Here is a 16,549-nt window from a genome sequence, read left to right on the forward strand (position 1 = left end):
ACAGGTGCGGCGCTCACTTGGCGGCCGCTCCGAACGCCTCGTCCATCTTCTTCGCCGCCTCGTCGGACGCCTTCACGACGTCGCTCTTGCCGCTGACGATCTGCTGGAACATCGTCGGCAGGACCAGGGACGCGTCGACCTGGCCCCAGCCGGGCGACGCGGGGACGAACTTGGTTCCGGCGTCCAGCGTCTTCACGAACGGCTCGACGAACGGCTCCTTCTTCGCCGCCGCCGCCCGCACGTCGCTGAAGGTCGGCAGGAAGCCCATCGCGTCGAAGAGTTCGCCCTGGGTCTTCTTCGAGGTCAGCGACTTCATCAGGTCGACGGCCAGCGTGCGGCGGGGGCTGGACTTGAGGACGCCGATGTTGTTGCCGCCCGCGAACGCCGGCGCCACGGAGCCCTTCTCGACGCCGGGCAGCGGCACGACCGCGTACTTGCCCTTCGCCGGGCCCGCCTCCACGGCCGCGTGGCTGAAGTCGCCGCCGACGGCCATGGCGGCCTTGCCGGCGGCGAAGGCGGTGATGACGTCGTTGCCGCCCATCTTGGCGCACTTGGCGGCCGGGCAGTTGTCGTCGCCGAAGAGCGAGGTGTACGCGGCGATGCCCTTGCGGGAGGCCTCGCTGTTGATGGCCGCCTTGTACGAGGAGCCGCTGCCGGTGGCGAGTTCACCGCCGTTCGCCCACACGAAGGGCATCGCCCCGTAGGTGTACGCGCCGCCCACGGCCAGCCCGTACATGTCCGGCTTCGCCTTGTGCAGCGCCTTCGCGGCGGTGATCAACTCTGCCTGCGTCGTCGGGACGTCCACCTCGGCCTCCTTCAGGACGTCCGTGCGGTAGTACAGCGCCCGCACGCCCACGAAGAGCGGCGACCCGTAGACCTTGCCGTCGACGGTGACGGACTGCCTGGCCGTCGGGTCGGTGTCCTTGGCCTCGCTCCACGCCCCGAACTCGGCGCTCACGTCGGCGAGTCCGCCGTCGCGGACGTACCCGGCGGTGTCGGTGTTGCCGTACTCGATCACGTCGGGGGCGCTCTTCGGGTCGTTGAAGGCGGCCTTGATGCGCTGGGCGCGGGTGTCGACGGGGATGTACTCCACCTCGACCTCCGTGCCCGCGTGGGCCTTCTCGAAGGCGGCGACGGCGGAGTCGACGACCTTCTTCTTCGGGTCGTTGCCGACCTCCTGGAACAGCCACACCCTCAGCGTGCCGCTCTTCTCGTCGCTCTTGGCGCCGCCCCCGCCGGAGGTCTGCGGTGCGCAGGCGCTCGCCGCCAGCACACCGCTCAGGACAAGTGCCGCCGCGGGCAGGGACGTTCGGACGATGCGCTTCATGTACGGAAACCCCTGTCGAGTAAGCGCCGTTGCATTCTCCGCAACGCACGTTTCGTACTGCACAACACAACAGGCAGGAGAGTAGGCGGCACCCGGACCGTGAACAACCCCCGAACGGTTTCGATCACCTCGCCAGACACATCCGAAGGGCTCGGCAGGCTCCCTCGAACGGCTCCGAAGGCACCTCCGAACGCCCCGGCCGCCGCGAAAACGCACCCCCGAACGGCTCCGAACGGCCCCGCACGCCCCGAAGCGCACCCCCGGACGGCTCCGGACAGCTCCGAACGGCTCAGAACGCAGAACAGCCCCCTCGCGGCGCGCGTCAACGCACCACGAGGGGGCTGCCCTCCCACAACAGCACCGCGGGACCCGGGGGCCCCGCGGGCAAAAGAATCCGGCAGGACTCCGGGGCTACTTCTTGTCGCCCTTGCCGTCCTTGCCGCCCTTGCCACCCTTGTCGCCAAGGGATTCGAAGATCTCCTTGCACATCGGGCAGACCGGGTACTTCTTCGGGTCGCGGCCCGGGACCCACACCTTGCCGCAGAGCGCCACCACGGGAGTGCCCTCCAGGGCGCTCGCCATGATCTTGTCCTTCTGGACGTAGTGGGCGAACCGCTCGTGGTCCCCGTCGCCGCGCGACGTCTGCGGAACCGGCTCGACAAGTGTCCCCGTACCTGCCCCGCGCTCGGGCTCGGGCTCAAGAGTGCTCATGGCACCCAAGGGTACCCACGCACCCGCGTTCAGTTCAGCGAAGGATCGTCCGGATACGTCGCAATCATCGCCAGCCCGCTGCGCTGCCGCCGCAGCACCTCCCGCCACAGCCCCTCCGGCCGCGGCGAGGACACGTCCCCCGGCTCCGACTCGACGACGTACCAGGCCCCCTCGCCCAGCTCCTCCTCCAGTTGGCCCGGCCCCCACCCCGCGTACCCGGCGAAGATCCGCAGCGACCCCAGGGCCGCCCCCAGCAGCTCCGGCGGCGCGTCCAGGTCCACCAGGCCGATCGCCCCGTGCACCCGCCGCCACCCCATGGGGCCGCCCCCCGCCCACGCCCCCGCCCGGGCCCCCGCCGGGTCCGCCCCCGGCACCACCGCCACCCCCAGCGCCGAGTCCTGCGAGACCGGGCCGCCCCGGAAGACCACCCCGGGCGCGCCCGCCAGCCCGGCCCAGGGCGCGAGGATCTCCTCGACGCCCACCGCGGTGGGCCGGTTCAGCACCACGCCGAGCGAGCCCTGGTCGTCGTGGTCGATGACCAGCACCACGGCACGGTCGAAATTCGGGTCCGCGAGTGCCGGGGTCGCCACCAGCAGCCGCCCTGTGAGCGAGGACACCTCCGTCATGCGCCACATGATCCCGCAGTTTCGTCCCGCGCGGGGAGTCGTCGGCGCCCGACAGGTCCCCAGCTCAGGGCGCACGGCAGCAACGGGAGCGCGCACCACCGCACACAACTGAACCGTGACCCTCCGCTGATGCACGGAAAACAGAACGTGTTGTGGCGAATTCATGACCTACGTCCATCGCGTTCGCACACGCTGAACCGGGGCATCAGCCCATTACCCTTTCCTCTTGGCCCCCTGCCCGACGATTCCGGAACGCGAGATACATGACCGGCACTGACGATGTACTGCTTGTCCACGGCGGCACTCCGCTGGAGGGCGAGATCCGCGTCCGCGGCGCCAAGAACCTCGTCCCCAAGGCGATGGTCGCGGCCCTCCTCGGCAGCGGGCCGAGCAGACTGCGCAACGTGCCCGACATCCGCGACGTACGCGTCGTACGCGGGCTCCTCCAACTGCACGGCGTCACCGTCCGCCCCGGCGAGGAGCCGGGCGAACTGATCCTGGACCCCTCCCACGTCGAGTCCGCGAACGTCGCCGACATCGACGCGCACGCGGGCTCCTCGCGCATCCCGATCCTCTTCTGCGGCCCGCTGCTGCACCGTCTGGGCCACGCGTTCATCCCCGGTCTCGGCGGCTGCGACATCGGCGGCCGCCCCATCGACTTCCACTTCGAGGTGCTGCGCAAGTTCGGCGCGACCATCGAGAAGCGGGCCGACGGCCAGTACCTGGAGGCCCCGCAGCGGCTGCGCGGCTGCAAGATCCGCCTCCCGTACCCCTCGGTCGGCTCCACCGAGCAGGTGCTGCTCACCGCCGTCCTCGCCGAGGGCGTCACCGAGCTCTCCAACGCGGCCGTCGAGCCGGAGATCGAAGACCTGATCTGCGTCCTGCAGAAAATGGGCGCGATCATCTCGATGGACACCGACCGGACCATCCGCGTCACGGGCGTCGACCGGCTGGACGGCTACACCCACCGGGCCCTCCCGGACCGCCTGGAGGCGGCCTCCTGGGCGTCGGCGGCGCTGGCCACCGAGGGCAACATCTACGTGCGCGGCGCCCAGCAGCGCTCGATGATGACCTTCCTCAACACCTACCGCAAGGTCGGCGGCGCCTTCGAGATCGACGACGAGGGCATCCGCTTCTGGCACCCCGGCGGCGCGCTGAAGTCCATCGCCCTGGAGACGGACGTCCACCCGGGCTTCCAGACCGACTGGCAGCAGCCGCTGGTCGTCGCCCTCACCCAGGCCACCGGCCTGTCCATCGTCCACGAGACGGTCTACGAGTCCCGCCTCGGCTTCACCTCCGCGCTCAACCAGATGGGCGCGCAGATCCAGCTCTACCGCGAGTGCCTGGGCGGCTCCGACTGCCGTTTCGGGCAGCGCAACTTCCTGCACTCGGCGGTCGTCTCGGGCCCGACCAAGCTCCAGGGCGCCGATCTGGTCATCCCCGACCTGCGCGGCGGCTTCTCGTACCTGATCGCGGCGCTCGCCGCCCAGGGCACGAGCCGCGTGCACGGCATCGACCTGATCAACCGCGGTTACGAGAACTTCATGGACAAGCTCGAGAAGCTCGGCGCGAAGGTCGAACTGCCGGGCGGCGCGCTCGTCTGACGGATCGTCCCGTACGTCACCGGGGGCGCCCACCGCCATCGCGCGGGGGGCGCCCCCGTCGGCGTGTCAGTACCCGGTGCACGTGTCCCGGGCGGACCGGGCGGGTCCGGGGCCGCACGCCCCGGGCGGACCGGGCGGATTCCGAGAGCGCACGTTCCGGGCGGACCGGGCGGGTCCGAGACGTCCGGCGGGGCCGGCGGGGCCCGGGCGGCCGGCCCCTTGTTCCGTCTGTCCCGTCCCGTGCGCCCACCAGGTGTTCACGTGGGCCCGGCACACTGCGCGCACCGATCACCGAACCCGAGAGGCCGAGGCCGCCCATGAACCCGCCCGCGCTCGCCCGCCCCGCCGCCCTGCTCTGCGACATGGACGGCACCCTCGTCGACACCGAGCACCAGTGGCTGGCGGTCGTCGCCGCCCTGCTGACGGAGCACGGCGTCGAGCCGACGCCCGACGCCCTGGCCCCCTTCGCCGGGGCCGCCATCGACACCGCGGCCGCCCTCCTCGCCGACCGGCACGGCGTCCTCGGCACGGCCGGGCGCCTGGACCGGGAGTTCACCGCGCTGGTGGCCGCCGGGGTGAGCGTCCAGCCGGGGGCGCTGCGGCTCCTGGACCGGGCCGCGGAACTGGGCGTCCCCGTCGCCCTGGTCACCGCCTCCGAGCGCAAGGTCGCCGACCTGGTGCTGGAGGGGCTCGGCGCGGAGCGCTTCGCGGCGTCGGTGGCCCAGGGCGAGACCGGGCGCGGCAAGCCCCACCCGGACCCGTATCTGGCCGCCGCCCGGGCGCTCGGCGCGGACCCGGCGGACTGCCTGGCCGTGGAGGACACCCCCACGGGCGCGCAGGCGGCCCTGGCGGCCGGCTGCGGGCTGCTGGCGGTCCCGTCGGTCCCCGGGATCGAGCCGGGCCCCAGGACGTACCTCTACGCCTCCCTGGAGGACGTACGGATCGCGGGAACCCCGTAGGCGGTGCCACGGAGCGCGGGAACCCCGCAGGACGCGCGGACACACCACAGGGGGCGCCCGTCCGTCGTATTCCGGACGGCCGCCCCCTGAAAGGTTCAGCCTGTGTCGCCTGGCGGTGTTACTTGCCCTTGGCGGCTTCCTTGAGCTTGGAGCCCGCGGAGACCTTCACGCTGTAGCCGGCCGGGATCTGGATCGGGTCGCCGGTCTGCGGGTTACGAGCGGTACGAGCGGCACGGTGGGTGCGCTCGAAGGTCAGAAAGCCGGGGATGGTGACCTTCTCGTCGCCCTTGGCGACGATCTCGCCGACGGTCTCGGCGAGCGCGGCCAGCACGGCGTCGGCGTCCTTGCGGGTCACCTCGGCGCGGTCGGCCAGGGCGGCCACCAGCTCACTGCGGTTCATGTTGTTACTCCCGTGTTCTTCTTGCCTGTGAGGCGTGCCACGCGGCGGAGCCGCGTGTTGGGGCACAGCGAAGCCGATGCTGCCAGGGCTCTAGGACAGTCCCCGGACCGGGTCTGGTGCTCAGACCCTCGCGCCCGGTTACGCATCCTGCCCCCACCAGCGGCGGGAAAGCCAATCCGGCACCCGGCGGAGTCACCCGAAGGCCACCTGGAGAGCGTCACTGCCTCGTGTCGTGACGCTCCGTCGACTTCCCTGTCGCGGACTGCTTACGGGCCGCGGCCCCCGGGGCGACCGGGTTCCGCAGGCTCATAGCCCGCCACCCTAGAGGTGCCCCGGATGTGCCGCGACCCGCGACGCGCCGCACGTCAGGCGGACGTGGGACCCGTCACAGTGGCGCCCGCGGCCTTGGCGGCGGTGCGGACGGCGCCCGCGACGGCCCCCGCGACCTTGTCGTTGAAGACGGACGGGATGATGTAGTTCGGGTTCAGCTCGTCCTCGGTGACGACGTCGGCGAGGGCGGCCGCGGCGGCCAGCATCATCTCCGTGTTGACGGTCCGCGACTGCGCGTCCAGCAGGCCGCGGAAGACGCCGGGGAAGACCAGCACGTTGTTGATCTGGTTGGGGAAGTCCGAGCGGCCGGTGGCCACGACTGCCGCCGTCTGACGGGCGATCGCGGGCTCGACCTCCGGGTCGGGGTTGGCCAGCGCGAAGACGATGGAGCCCTCCGCCATGGCGGCCACGTCGTCCCCGTTGAGGACGTTGGGGGCCGACACGCCGATGAAGACGTCGGCGCCGACGACGGCCTCCTTGAGGGTGCCCGTCACCCCTTCGGGGTTGGTGTTGTCGGCGATCCAGCGCAGCGCGGCGCCGCCGGCCCCGGGAGCGTCCGCGGAGACCAGGTCCTCGCGGCCCGCGTGCACCACGCCGTGGATGTCGGCGACGACGGCGTGCTTGACGCCCGCCGCGATGAGCAGCTTGAGGATGGCCGTGCCCGCCGCGCCCGCGCCCGACATGACGACGCGGACGTCGCCGATCGACTTGCCGACGACCCGCAGCGCGTTCGTCAGGGAGGCGAGGACCACGATCGCGGTGCCGTGCTGGTCGTCGTGGAAGACCGGGATGTCCAGGGCCTCGCGCAGCCGGGCCTCGATCTCGAAGCAGCGCGGCGCGGAGATGTCCTCCAGGTTGATGCCCGCGAAGCCGGGGGCGATGGCCTTGACGATCTCGACGATGGCGTCGGTGTCCTGGGTGTCCAGGCAGATCGGCCAGGCGTCGATGTCGGCGAAGCGCTTGAAGAGGGCCGCCTTGCCCTCCATCACGGGCATGGCCGCCATCGGGCCGATGTTGCCCAGGCCGAGCACGGCGGAGCCGTCGGTGACGACCGCGACGGTGTTGCGCTTGATGGTGAGGCGGCGCGCGTCCTCGGGGTTCTCTGCGATGGCCATGCAGACCCGGGCGACGCCGGGCGTGTAGATCATCGAGAGGTCGTCACGGTTGCGGATGGGGTGCTTGGACGCCATCTCGATCTTGCCGCCGAGGTGCATCAGGAACGTACGGTCGGAGACCTTCCCGAGCACGACCCCGTCGACGCCGCGCAGCTTCTCGACGATCTCGTCGGCGTGCGAGGTGGAGGAGGCTGCGATCGTGACGTCGATCCGCAGCTTCTCGTGGCCGGACGCGGTGACGTCGAGGCCGGTCACGGAGCCGCCGGAGGCTTCGACGGCCGAGGTGAGCTGGCTGACCGAGGTCCCGCTCGCGGGGACCTCCAGCCGGACCGTCATCGAGTACGAGACGCTGGGCGCCGTTGCCATGGCCGACTTCCTCTGCTTTCCCTAGCTTCATTGCTACGCCGCCCGGTTCCGAAACCGGGCAGCGTGGTCCGATCGTCGCACCTACCGGCGGGTACCGGTTAATGGGTGCTCCCGTTTCGGAAACTGTTTTCCACCATACGAGAAACACTTCCCTGGCGGAACCCCCGAAAGGCATGGAGGAATCCTCCACGGGCACTCCGGACGGGAACCCGGTCGGGCCCCGAACAGAACCCAAACAGAAGAGGTCCGGAGCGCTCGCACGAGCGCTCCGGACCTCTTCTTCATGCACGAGGGCGACACCGGCCCGCCATGCTCGCCTCGCGGCAAGTGGTCGCTCGAAGCGACTAAGGTTGGGCCCGGGGGCTTGGATCGAGCCGGTGTCACATTCGAGACTAACAAACCCTCCCGGGAAGTGATTCCCGACGGAGCGGTTGACTGTGATTCAGTCCCGCAGCAGCGCCGGAACCCCGTTCCCGTCGGGGGCGTCCCGCTTCCCCGAGACCACCGTGAGCTGCTGCGTCGCGCGCGTCAGCGCCACGTACAGCACCCGCAGCCCCGCCGGGGACTCCTCGGCGATCTCCGCGGGCGACACCACGACCGTCGCGTCGTACTCCAGCCCCTTGGCCTCCAGGCTGCCCAGGGCTACCACCCGCTCCCCCAGACCGGCGAGCCAGCGCCGGGCCTGGGCGCGGCGGTTCATCGCGACGACGACGCCGACGGTGCCCTCCACCTGCTCCAGCAGCCGCCCGGCCTCCTCCCGCACCGACGACTCGAGATCGTCCCGTACGGCCACGAAGCGCGGCACCACGCCCGTCGAGCGCACCGCGCGCGGCGAGCGCATGCCGGGCGCGGCCAGCGCCAGGACCTTCGCCGCGAGCTCGGCGATCTCGGCCGGGTTGCGGTAGTTGACCGTCAGCTCGAACTTCCGGCGCGGGCGCGAGCCCAGCGCCTCGTCGCGGGCGGCGGCGGCCTCGGCGGGGTCGGTCCAGGAGGACTGGGCGGCGTCCCCCACGATCGTCCAGGTCGCGGTGCGCCCGCGCCGGCCGACCATGCGCCACTGCATGGGGGTGAGGTCCTGCGCCTCGTCGACGATGACGTGCGCGTACTCGGTGCGCTCGGCGGCCAGCCGCTCGGCGCGCTCCCACTGGGTCTCCTCGCGCTGCGGCATCAGCTCCTCGAGGCCGGTGAGCGCGTCCAGCGGGTCGTACTCGCGCTTCTTCCTCGGGCGCGCGGGCGTGCCCAGCAGGAGCTGGAGCTCGTCCAGGAGGGCCACGTCGTGGACGGAGAGCTCCTCGCGCCGCAGGGAGCGGGCGACCTGGCGGACCTCGCGCGGGTTGAGGACGCGGCGGGCCCAGCGGGCGAGGCGCTTCTCGTCGGCCATCTCGGCGAGCACCCCGCGCGGGGTGAGCTCCGGCCACCAGGCGTCCAGGAAGGCCAGGAAGGAGTCCTCGTTGGACACGTCGTCGTCGAAGGTGGAGCGCAGCTCGGCGGCCAGCTCCGGGTCGGTGTAGCGGGCGCGGCCGTTGGACTTGGCCCACAGCGCGTCCAGCAGGAGCTTGCGGGCGCGCGGGCGCAGCAGGTTGACCGGGGCGGTGCCGGACAGGACGGTGTTGCGGACGCGCTGGAGGTCGCCCGCCTCCAGCTCCAGGCGCGCGCCGAAGGCCACGACGCGCAGCAGGTCGGTCCGTACCGCCTGCGGGGGCTCTTCCTCCGGGTCGCCGAAGGAGAGCTGGCCCGCTTCCTCGGCCCGGGGCGCGCCGGGCGACTCCAGCGCCCCGCGCGCGGCGTTGCGCAGCACCTTCAGCATCCGGGAGGAGCCCTTGACGCGGGCGACGCCCGGTTCGTCGTACGTGGTGGCCTCGGCCCCGTCCACGAGCGAGCCCAGCGCCCGGATCGCCACCTGGCCCTCCTCGCCGAGCGAGGGCAGCACGCCCTCGGTGTACGAGACGAGCAGCGGGGTCGGCGAGACGATCAGGATGCCGCCCGCGTAGCGCCTGCGGTCCTGGTAGAGGAGGTAGGCGGCGCGGTGCAGGGCGACGGCGGTCTTGCCGGTGCCCGGGCCGCCCGCGACCTCAGTGACCGAGGCTGCGGGGGCCCGGATGACGAGGTCCTGCTCGGCCTGGATGGAGGAGACGATGTCGCGCATGGTGTGGCTGCGGGCCTGCCCGAGGGCGGCCATCAGCGCGCCGTCGCCGACCACGGCGAGCCTGTCGCCGTCCAGGTGCGCGGTCAGCTCGGGCCGCATCAGGTCGTCCTCGACGCCGAGGACCTGACGCCCCTTGGAGCGGATGACGCGGCGGCGCACCACCCGGCCCGGGTCCTTGGGCGTGGAGCGGTAGAACGGCGCGGCGGCGGGCGCGCGCCAGTCGATCACCAGCGGCGCGTAGTCGGAGTCCAGCACGCCGATGCGGCCGATGTGCAGGGTCTCGCCGATGTCGGCGGTCAGGTCCTCGCGTACGGCGTCGTCGGCGGGCTCGACGGACGTGAACGCGCCGTCGGGGCCCTTCTTGCCGTCCTTGCCGTGCAGCAGGTCGATCCGGCCGAAGAGGAAGTCCTCGAACTCGTTGTTGAGCCGGTTGAGGTGCACCCCCGCCCGGAAGACCTGCGCGTCGCGCTCGGCGAGCGCGCCGGGCGTGCCGACCTGACCCCGCTGGGCGGCGTCGTTCATCAGGAACTCGGCCTCGTGGATCTTCTCCTCAAGACGGCGGTACACCTGATCCAGATGATCCTGTTCCACGCCGATTTCACGGTCGCGGACCGAATCGACAGCGGCATCCTGCGCGGCCACCGAGGCCCCCTTCTGACGTGCACTGGGCAGCCGTCCACCGTACGCGAAGGGGACCGCTGTGTCAGGCCTCGACTTTCACCAGCGGTCTGCCGTCGAATGTCCGCACCTCGAAGCGGTCGATCTCGCCCGGGTCCATGGCCGCGCCGCCGTGCACGTAGAGCGGGCTGCGGGCGGCCTCGTGCGGGCTGTCGGGGACGCCGTACCCCCACTTCGGGACGGACCAACTGCTCACGACCTGCTCCTCGCCCTTGGTGGAGACGGCGATCAGGCTGCACTTCAGGGGCCCCTTGACGTTCTTGAGCTCCAGCACGGCGTCGGTGCCCCAGCCCTTCCGCTCGGTGCCGACGACGGCGGTGACCCGGGTGACGGGGTCGGTGGCCTGCTTCTTGTGCGTCATGCGGTGGTGGAAGGCGTCCTCGGCGGGGCTGGTGGGGTGCGGGCCGGGCAGGGCCGTCACGGCGGGCGGGCCGCCGTCCGCGGCGAGCACCGCGACGCCGGCGCCGCCGATCACCACCGCGGCGGCGGCCGCGGCCAGGTGCAGCCCGCGGCGCCTGCGGCGGGCCTGCCGCTCCCGCCGCCCGGCGACCTCGTCGAGGAGGTTCGCCAGGAGGGCGGGGCCCGGCGGCGCCGGCTCCCGTGGCGGGCCCGGGGGTCCGGCGAGCGCGGCGAGCACCGGCTCGATGCCCGCGAGGTCCGCCAGCTGGGCGGCGCAGTGGCCGCAGACCGCGAGGTGGGCTTCGAAGGCGGTGGCCTCGGGCCCGTCCAGAACGCCGAGGGAGTACGCGCCGACGGCGTCGTGGACCGAGTCGCCGTCGCGTGCGCCGCCGTCCTGTGCGCTCATGCCGTCACACCTCGTTCCTCAAGGGCCAGCTTCATCGAGCGGAGCGCGTAGAAGACCCGGGAGCGCACGGTCCCGCTGGGCACGCCGAGGATCTCGGCCGCCTCGCCGACCGTACGTCCCTTGAAGTAGGTCTCGACGAGCGCCTCCCGGTGGGCGGGCGTCAGGTCGTCGAGGGCGTCGCCGATCGTCATCAACCACAGCGCCTTGTCGATCTCGTCCTCCGCGGGCAGGACCTCCAGCGGCGACGGATCGACCTCCTGCGGCCGGGCCTGCCGGCTGCGGTGGTTGTCGATGACGATGCGACGGGCGACCGTCACCAGCCAGGGGCGGACGGAGCCGGTCGCCCGGTTGAGCGAGCCGGCGTTCTTCCAGGCGCGGATGAGCGTCTCCTGCACGACGTCCTCCGCACGCTGGCGGTCGCCGGCGACCAGCCGCAGCACGAACCCGAGCAGCGGACCGGCGTGCTCGCGGTACAGCGAGCGCATCAACTCCTCCTCCGGGGAAGGGCTGCTGACGCTCCGTCCGGTGCCGCGGTGCCGCGCCCGGCGCCGCGGACGGTCATCGGCCACGGCCGCATCCTCGCGCACCTGCCACCTCCCGGTCGAGCCCTGTCACGCCTTCCTCGACGGTCCATACGGACGGGCGGGTGCGCGCGACTCAACGGGGGCGCGAGATTCTTCTCGTACGACCGCTCAGGCCGGCGCCGCCGGGACCGCGGCCCGGCGGCGGTGGCGGGCGACGCGCTCGCGGTTGCCGCAGGTCTCGCTGGAGCACCAGCGGCGCCGCCGGCCCCGGGAGGTGTCCAGGTACACGCGGTCGCAGGTGTCGCCCTCGCAGCGGCGCAGGCGGGCCCGGGCGGCGGGGTCGGTGAGCAGCACGACGGCGTCCCGGGCCAGCACCGCGAGGAGCTGTTCGCAGCGGGGCTCGGCGGCCAGGACGCAGGCGAGGGAGCCGTCGGGGGCGCGGACGGCGCGGGGGGCGGGCGGGGGCAGGGCGGCGAGGGCGTTGACCGCGTCGAGGGCGGGGCCGCGGTCGCCGTCGAGCACGGCGGCGACGTGGGCGCGGAGGCGGTGGAAGCGGGGCACCCAGGCAGGGTCGGCGGGCAGGGCGGTCCCGGCGGGCACCAGCCCGGCCCCCGCGGCCCACCGGGCCAACTCCTCCGCGCCGGGAAGCAGTTCCCGGCCCCGGGCGCAGGTGGCGAGGAGGTCGAGGCAGACCCGTCCGGAGTCGAACCACCAGGAGGGGCGTGTTCCGGTGGACCCTGTGCCGGTGCCGTTCGCGCCCATGCCGATGCCCTCCCGGGGGTGGCCGGTGCTTCCCGATCCCTCCAGAGTGCCCGCCCCCGCGCCCGACCGGAAGCCCCGGTACCGCCCTTCGGCCGCCGCACGGGCCGCGATGCCCGTACCGGGCGGGGGGAGGCGTCCCGGGGGCGCGGGGAACCGCGCGGCCGGCCACCGCGCACCCGCACGGAACGACCGCCCCGCCCCCGTACGCAGCAGCGCCCGCCCGCCCCCGGCGACGGGGACGGGCGAGCGCACTGCGCGCACAGCGGGGGGGGATCAGGCCCGGGGTTTCTTCTTGGCCCCGTTCGGCCACAGCCTCGGCTTCCGCTTGGCGGCGACGTCCTCCGCCCAGCCGAACCCGGCGATCGCCGCCGCGATCAACGGCCACGCCAGGATGAACATCAGCACCTGGTACAGCTTGCCGAGGTTGGAGTTGATCAGCTCCCCCACCACCGGCAGCGACCCCAGCGACCACATCTGGTCGATGATCGGGATCGCCAGCATGATCGCCATCTCGTGCCAGAGGTAGATCGTCACGGCCCGGTTGTTGGCCAGGGTGATCGGGGTGTCGAAGCCCTTGAGCTTGCCCGGCAGCTCCTGCCACGAGGGCGAGTAGTGCAGCAGGACCGCGCAGAAGCCCAGCGACCACAGGGCGTTGGCGGGAGCGATCTCGTCGAAGTTCCAGGGGACTTCGCCCGGATGCGTCCCCGCCCACCACAGGCCGAGCCCCATCAGCACCGCCGCGAACGACGGGATCATGTACGCCTTGAGCTTCTTGAGCGTGCCCTCGTGGTGGGCGAAGCCCAGCATCCAGCAGGAGGCGAACGTCGTGAAGTCCTTGATGGCGTTGCCGGTCTCACCGGGGATGGCGAACCACTCCATGCCGATGACGACCGAGAGCACCAGCGGCGCCAGGATCGACACCCAGGGCAGCTTCTTGAACGCCTTGAGCATCAGCGGCGACAGGACCACGAACCACAGGTACGCCCGGATGTACCAGAGCGGACCCGAGGTCTGCGCCGCCCAGCTGACGTCCAGCAGACCGCCCGGCGAGCCGACCTCCGCGGGACCGCTCGCCGCGCCCACCGGCACGAACCACCAGGCGAGCCTGACCCACCACCAGATGATGGACTCGCCGTCCTCGCCGGCGGTGGGCTTCCACCCGCCGTTGAAGATCAGCGCGAGGGTGACGATCGCGAACACCCACACCGGCACCATCAGTCGCCGGATGCGGCTCTTGATGACCTGGCCCGCGGACCTGGCGCCCAGCGAACGCGCCATCAGCGAGCCGGCCAGCGCGAACATCACGCCCATGGACGGGAAGACGATCGTCATCCACGCCTGGTTGTAGACGTGGAAGAGCACGACGCGGACCAGCGCGACGGAGCGCAGCAGGTCCAGGTAGCGGTCGCGGCCGCCCTTCTTGGGCGCCGCCGGTTCCGGGGCCTCCTCCGGGCCCTGCGGCCCTTCGGGGCCTTCGGGGGACTTCTTCAGGTCCAGGCCGTCCTCCCCCGCCGTCTCCGGCCAGGCGGACGTCTCCGGTCCGTACGTGTCCTCGGCCGTCCCGTCGCGGCCCCAGGCGGGCTGCTGGCGGGTCGGCGCGCCCACGGCGGACCTGGCGAACGCGGGAGTCTCCTCCTGGCGCCCGCCGGACACGCCCGGGACGCCGGGAACGCCGTAGCCGTCACCGGCCGAGGGGTACGCCGTGGTGGCGTCCCCGGAGCCGGGCCCGGCGAAACCGGGTTCCGCGTAACCGGCGTTGCCCTGCCGGGCGTAACCGCCCTGCTGCGGCCAGCCGCCCTGCTGGGGCTGCTGCTGGTAGCCGCCGGTCTGCGGGTAGGCCTGCGGGTAGCCCGAGGTCTGGCCCTGGCCGTAGGAGGACGAGGGCAGTGCGGGCCCCGGGTTGTTGCGGACCGTCGGCCAGCCGCCGCCCTGCTGGGGGGCGGGGCCGCCGGACTGCTGCGGCAGCGGGAAGCCGTCCGCGTCGTACTCGGGGCCGTACCCCTGTTCCTCGGGGTAGTTGCTGCCGTTCGGGCCCGGATAACCGTGGCTCATCCGACCGGCCACCTCTCCTCTTCGCGCCGCTGGCCCGGCAGGGCCCCCGGCGCCTCGACCACACCGGTGCGGCGCAGCTTCTGCCAGCGCAGCCGGCCGCCGGTGAGCGCGGTGATCCAGGACTGGAGCAGGACGACGTACATGATCTGGCGGTACAGGATCTGCTGGAGCGGGAAGGACAGCAGGTGCGTCATCTTCTCCTTGTCCAGCCTGAACGCGTAGGCCGCGCAGACCACCTGGAGCATCAGCACGCCGAACCACGCGATGACGGTCTTGCCGGTCGGGCCGAAGACCAGGCCGTAGATCAGGAAGATGTCGATCAGCGGCGCGAGCAGCGGGAACACGATCATGAAGAGCGAGACGATCGGCAGGCCGACGCGCCCGAAGCGGCCCGAGGGGCCCTTCTCGATGATCGCGCGGCGGTGCTTCCAGATCGCCTGCATGGTGCCGTACGACCAGCGGTAGCGCTGCGACCACAGCTGCTGCACGGACTCCGGCGCCTCGGTCCAGGCGCGCGCGTTCTCCGCGTACACGACCTTCCAGCCCTCGCGGTGGAAGGCCATCGTGATGTCGGTGTCCTCGGCGAGGGTGTCCTCGCTCATGCCGCCGACCCGGTGCAGGGCCTCCGCGCGGAACGCGCCGATCGCGCCCGGGATGGTCGGCATGATGCCGAGCATGTCGTACAGGCGGCGGTCCAGATTGAAGCCCATCACGTACTCGATGTGCTGCCAGGCGCCGATGAGGGAGTCGCGGTTGCCGACCTTGGCGTTGCCCGCGACCGCGCCGACGCGCGGGTCGCCGAAGGGCTGGACCAGCTCGCGGACGGTGGACGGCTCGAAGACCGTGTCGCCGTCCATCATCACGATGATGTCGTACCGCGCGTGCCGGATGCCGTTGTTGAGCGCGGCGGGCTTGCCCGCGTTCAGCTGGCGGACCACCCGGACGTTGGGGATGCGCATCTGCTCGACGATGTCGGCGGTGCCGTCCGTGGAGCCGTCGTCGATGACGATGACCTCGATCGGATGGTCGCTGGACATCAGGGAGCGCACGGTGTTCGCGATGCACTCGCGTTCGTTGTACGCGGGAACCAGCACGGTGACCGGTCTGGTGATCTCGGGCCCCCAGCGGAACCCTCGCTTGCGCACCTTGCGGGCGTGCACGAAGGAGAGGATCAGCATCAGGCCGAAGCGCGCGATGACGAGCGAGCCGACGAGCGCCAGACCGTAGGTCAGGACGTCGGTGATGCCGTCGGAGACGGTGATCGCGGCGAGGAACGCCTTGGACTTCCACAGCTCGACGCCGGTCACCGGGGAGTGGGCGGAGGGGTATCCCATCGCCTCGGTGAGGTTGGTGAACTTGAAGCCGCGCTTCTGCATGTCCGGCAGGAACTGGTCCAGCGCGTCGATGGTCTGCGTGCGGTCGCCGCCGGAGTCGTGCATCAGCACGACGGTGCCCTTGGTGGTCTTGGGCGTGGCGCGCTTGATGATCTCCGCGACGCCGGGCCGCTTCCAGTCCTCGGAGTCGGTGTCGTTGACGACGGTGAGGTAGCCGAGCTCACCGACGTACTTGGCGACCGGCCAGCTCGCGTCGTCGAAGGCGTAGGCGAAGGAGGAGTACGGCGGCCGGAACAGCGAGGTGTGCACCCCGGCCGCGCCGGCTATCGCGAGCTGGTTGCGCGAGAACTGCGAGTCGATGCCGTCGCGCGTCTTGTACGAGAGGTCGGGGTGGTTCCAGGTGTGCAGACCCAGCTCGTGGCCCTCGTCCACGATGCGCTTGACGAGTTCGGGGTAGCGGGTGGCGTTGGAGCCGACGACGAAGAAGACGCCGTGGGCGCCGTACTCCTTCAGCTTGTCCAGTACCTTCGGCGTCCACTTCGGGTCCGGGCCGTCGTCGAAGGTGATGACGACGTGCTTGTCCTTGACGTGCCGCGCCTCGGGCTTCTTCGGGTCCCGGGTGTCGAGCACCGGGCCGCCCTTGCGGATGACCTCCGGCACCGTGCCCTGGTCGACCGGCGGGCGGGCGCCGGTCTGGTCCGAGTCGATCTCGTTGTGTACGTAGCCGCGCAGCAGCAGCATCGCCATCAGGGCGACGAGGACCAGCGACGGCAACAGATACCGCATGGGGAACCAGCGCCGCCGGTTGCG

At 71.9% G+C, this 16,549-nt stretch carries 13 protein-coding genes; 2 read left to right on the plus strand and 11 right to left on the minus strand.

The genetic code is table 11. From position 1 onward, the window contains the following. Window positions 1–13: 13 nt before the first annotated feature. From ACZ56L_RS16385 to ACZ56L_RS16395, 3 genes are all read right to left on the minus strand, one after another. The gene (locus tag ACZ56L_RS16385; RefSeq protein WP_401761104.1) at window positions 14–1,327 is read right to left on the minus strand and encodes an extracellular solute-binding protein; all 1,314 of its coding nucleotides are present in this window, start codon (window positions 1,325–1,327) and stop codon (window positions 14–16) included. Between the two features lie 411 nt (window positions 1,328–1,738). Then, window positions 1,739–2,038: a DUF3039 domain-containing protein gene (locus ACZ56L_RS16390; protein ID WP_189823955.1), complete on the minus strand. Its 300-nt coding sequence runs from the start codon at window positions 2,036–2,038 to the stop codon at window positions 1,739–1,741. Window positions 2,039–2,067: 29 nt separating this feature from the next. Then, the gene (locus tag ACZ56L_RS16395; protein ID WP_345222477.1) at window positions 2,068–2,664 is read right to left on the minus strand and encodes a YqgE/AlgH family protein; all 597 of its coding nucleotides are present in this window, start codon (window positions 2,662–2,664) and stop codon (window positions 2,068–2,070) included. Window positions 2,665–2,927: 263 nt separating this feature from the next. On the opposite strand from ACZ56L_RS16395, the gene murA reads away from it, so the two are divergent. Next, window positions 2,928–4,268 carry a UDP-N-acetylglucosamine 1-carboxyvinyltransferase gene (gene murA / locus ACZ56L_RS16400; RefSeq protein ID WP_345222473.1) on the plus strand — a complete coding sequence of 447 codons (1,341 nt, stop codon included), beginning with the start codon at window positions 2,928–2,930 and terminating at the stop codon, window positions 4,266–4,268. A 317-nt stretch (window positions 4,269–4,585) separates the two neighbouring features. Further along, a complete protein-coding gene (locus tag ACZ56L_RS16405) occupies window positions 4,586–5,227 on the plus strand; it encodes an HAD family hydrolase (RefSeq protein ID WP_401761101.1) in 642 nt (213 codons plus the stop codon). Window positions 5,228–5,345: 118 nt separating this feature from the next. Here the strand turns inward: ACZ56L_RS16405 and ACZ56L_RS16410 are convergent, their stop codons facing one another. The 8 genes from ACZ56L_RS16410 to ACZ56L_RS16445 all read right to left on the minus strand — a co-directional run bounded on the left by ACZ56L_RS16410 (window position 5,346) and on the right by ACZ56L_RS16445 (window position 16,525). Beyond that, entirely contained in the window at window positions 5,346–5,627 is a 282-nt protein-coding gene (locus tag ACZ56L_RS16410) for an HU family DNA-binding protein (RefSeq protein ID WP_003954777.1), read from the minus strand. 365 nt (window positions 5,628–5,992) lie between these two features. Continuing rightward, a complete protein-coding gene (locus tag ACZ56L_RS16415; RefSeq protein WP_401761099.1) occupies window positions 5,993–7,438 on the minus strand; it encodes an NAD-dependent malic enzyme in 1,446 nt (481 codons plus the stop codon). 442 nt (window positions 7,439–7,880) lie between these two features. Then, complete coding sequence (locus tag ACZ56L_RS16420; RefSeq protein ID WP_471064631.1) at window positions 7,881–10,226, minus strand: HelD family protein; 2,346 nt, start codon at window positions 10,224–10,226, stop codon at window positions 7,881–7,883. 61 nt (window positions 10,227–10,287) lie between these two features. Continuing rightward, entirely contained in the window at window positions 10,288–11,067 is a 780-nt protein-coding gene (locus ACZ56L_RS16425) for a zf-HC2 domain-containing protein (protein WP_471064633.1), read from the minus strand. After that, window positions 11,064–11,654 (minus strand): sigma-70 family RNA polymerase sigma factor, encoded by a 591-nt coding sequence (locus ACZ56L_RS16430; RefSeq protein WP_471064635.1) that lies wholly within the window; start codon window positions 11,652–11,654, stop codon window positions 11,064–11,066. The genes ACZ56L_RS16425 and ACZ56L_RS16430 overlap by 4 nt, the downstream gene beginning before the upstream one ends. A 105-nt stretch (window positions 11,655–11,759) precedes the next feature. Further along, entirely contained in the window at window positions 11,760–12,353 is a 594-nt protein-coding gene (locus ACZ56L_RS16435; RefSeq protein ID WP_471064637.1) for a CGNR zinc finger domain-containing protein, read from the minus strand. A gap of 273 nt (window positions 12,354–12,626) precedes the next feature. Further along, on the minus strand, window positions 12,627–14,405 hold the full coding sequence (locus tag ACZ56L_RS16440) for an acyltransferase family protein (RefSeq protein ID WP_471064639.1): 1,779 nt from the start codon (window positions 14,403–14,405) through the stop codon (window positions 12,627–12,629). After that, window positions 14,402–16,525 (minus strand): bifunctional polysaccharide deacetylase/glycosyltransferase family 2 protein, encoded by a 2,124-nt coding sequence (locus ACZ56L_RS16445; protein ID WP_345226431.1) that lies wholly within the window; start codon window positions 16,523–16,525, stop codon window positions 14,402–14,404. The genes ACZ56L_RS16440 and ACZ56L_RS16445 overlap by 4 nt, the downstream gene beginning before the upstream one ends. Window positions 16,526–16,549 lie beyond the last annotated feature (24 nt).

The sequence above is a fragment of the Streptomyces sp. NPDC039736 genome, assembly GCF_055596485.1.

Excerpts from the sequence above, each read along its gene's own strand:
- ACZ56L_RS16385 (WP_401761104.1), bottom strand. The coding sequence starts at position 1,327 with ATGAAGCGCATCGTCCGAACGTCCCTGCCCGCGGCGGCACTTGTCCTG.
- ACZ56L_RS16390 (WP_189823955.1), bottom strand. The coding sequence starts at position 2,038 with ATGAGCACTCTTGAGCCCGAGCCCGAGCGCGGGGCAGGTACGGGGACA.
- ACZ56L_RS16395 (WP_345222477.1), bottom strand. The coding sequence starts at position 2,664 with ATGACGGAGGTGTCCTCGCTCACAGGGCGGCTGCTGGTGGCGACCCCG.
- murA (WP_345222473.1), top strand. The coding sequence starts at position 2,928 with ATGACCGGCACTGACGATGTACTGCTTGTCCACGGCGGCACTCCGCTG.
- ACZ56L_RS16405 (WP_401761101.1), top strand. The coding sequence starts at position 4,586 with ATGAACCCGCCCGCGCTCGCCCGCCCCGCCGCCCTGCTCTGCGACATG.
- ACZ56L_RS16410 (WP_003954777.1), bottom strand. The coding sequence starts at position 5,627 with ATGAACCGCAGTGAGCTGGTGGCCGCCCTGGCCGACCGCGCCGAGGTG.
- ACZ56L_RS16415 (WP_401761099.1), bottom strand. The coding sequence starts at position 7,438 with ATGGCAACGGCGCCCAGCGTCTCGTACTCGATGACGGTCCGGCTGGAG.
- ACZ56L_RS16425 (WP_471064633.1), bottom strand. The coding sequence starts at position 11,067 with ATGAGCGCACAGGACGGCGGCGCACGCGACGGCGACTCGGTCCACGAC.
- ACZ56L_RS16435 (WP_471064637.1), bottom strand. The coding sequence starts at position 12,353 with ATGGGCGCGAACGGCACCGGCACAGGGTCCACCGGAACACGCCCCTCC.
- ACZ56L_RS16440 (WP_471064639.1), bottom strand. The coding sequence starts at position 14,405 with ATGAGCCACGGTTATCCGGGCCCGAACGGCAGCAACTACCCCGAGGAA.
- ACZ56L_RS16445 (WP_345226431.1), bottom strand. The coding sequence starts at position 16,525 with ATGCGGTATCTGTTGCCGTCGCTGGTCCTCGTCGCCCTGATGGCGATG.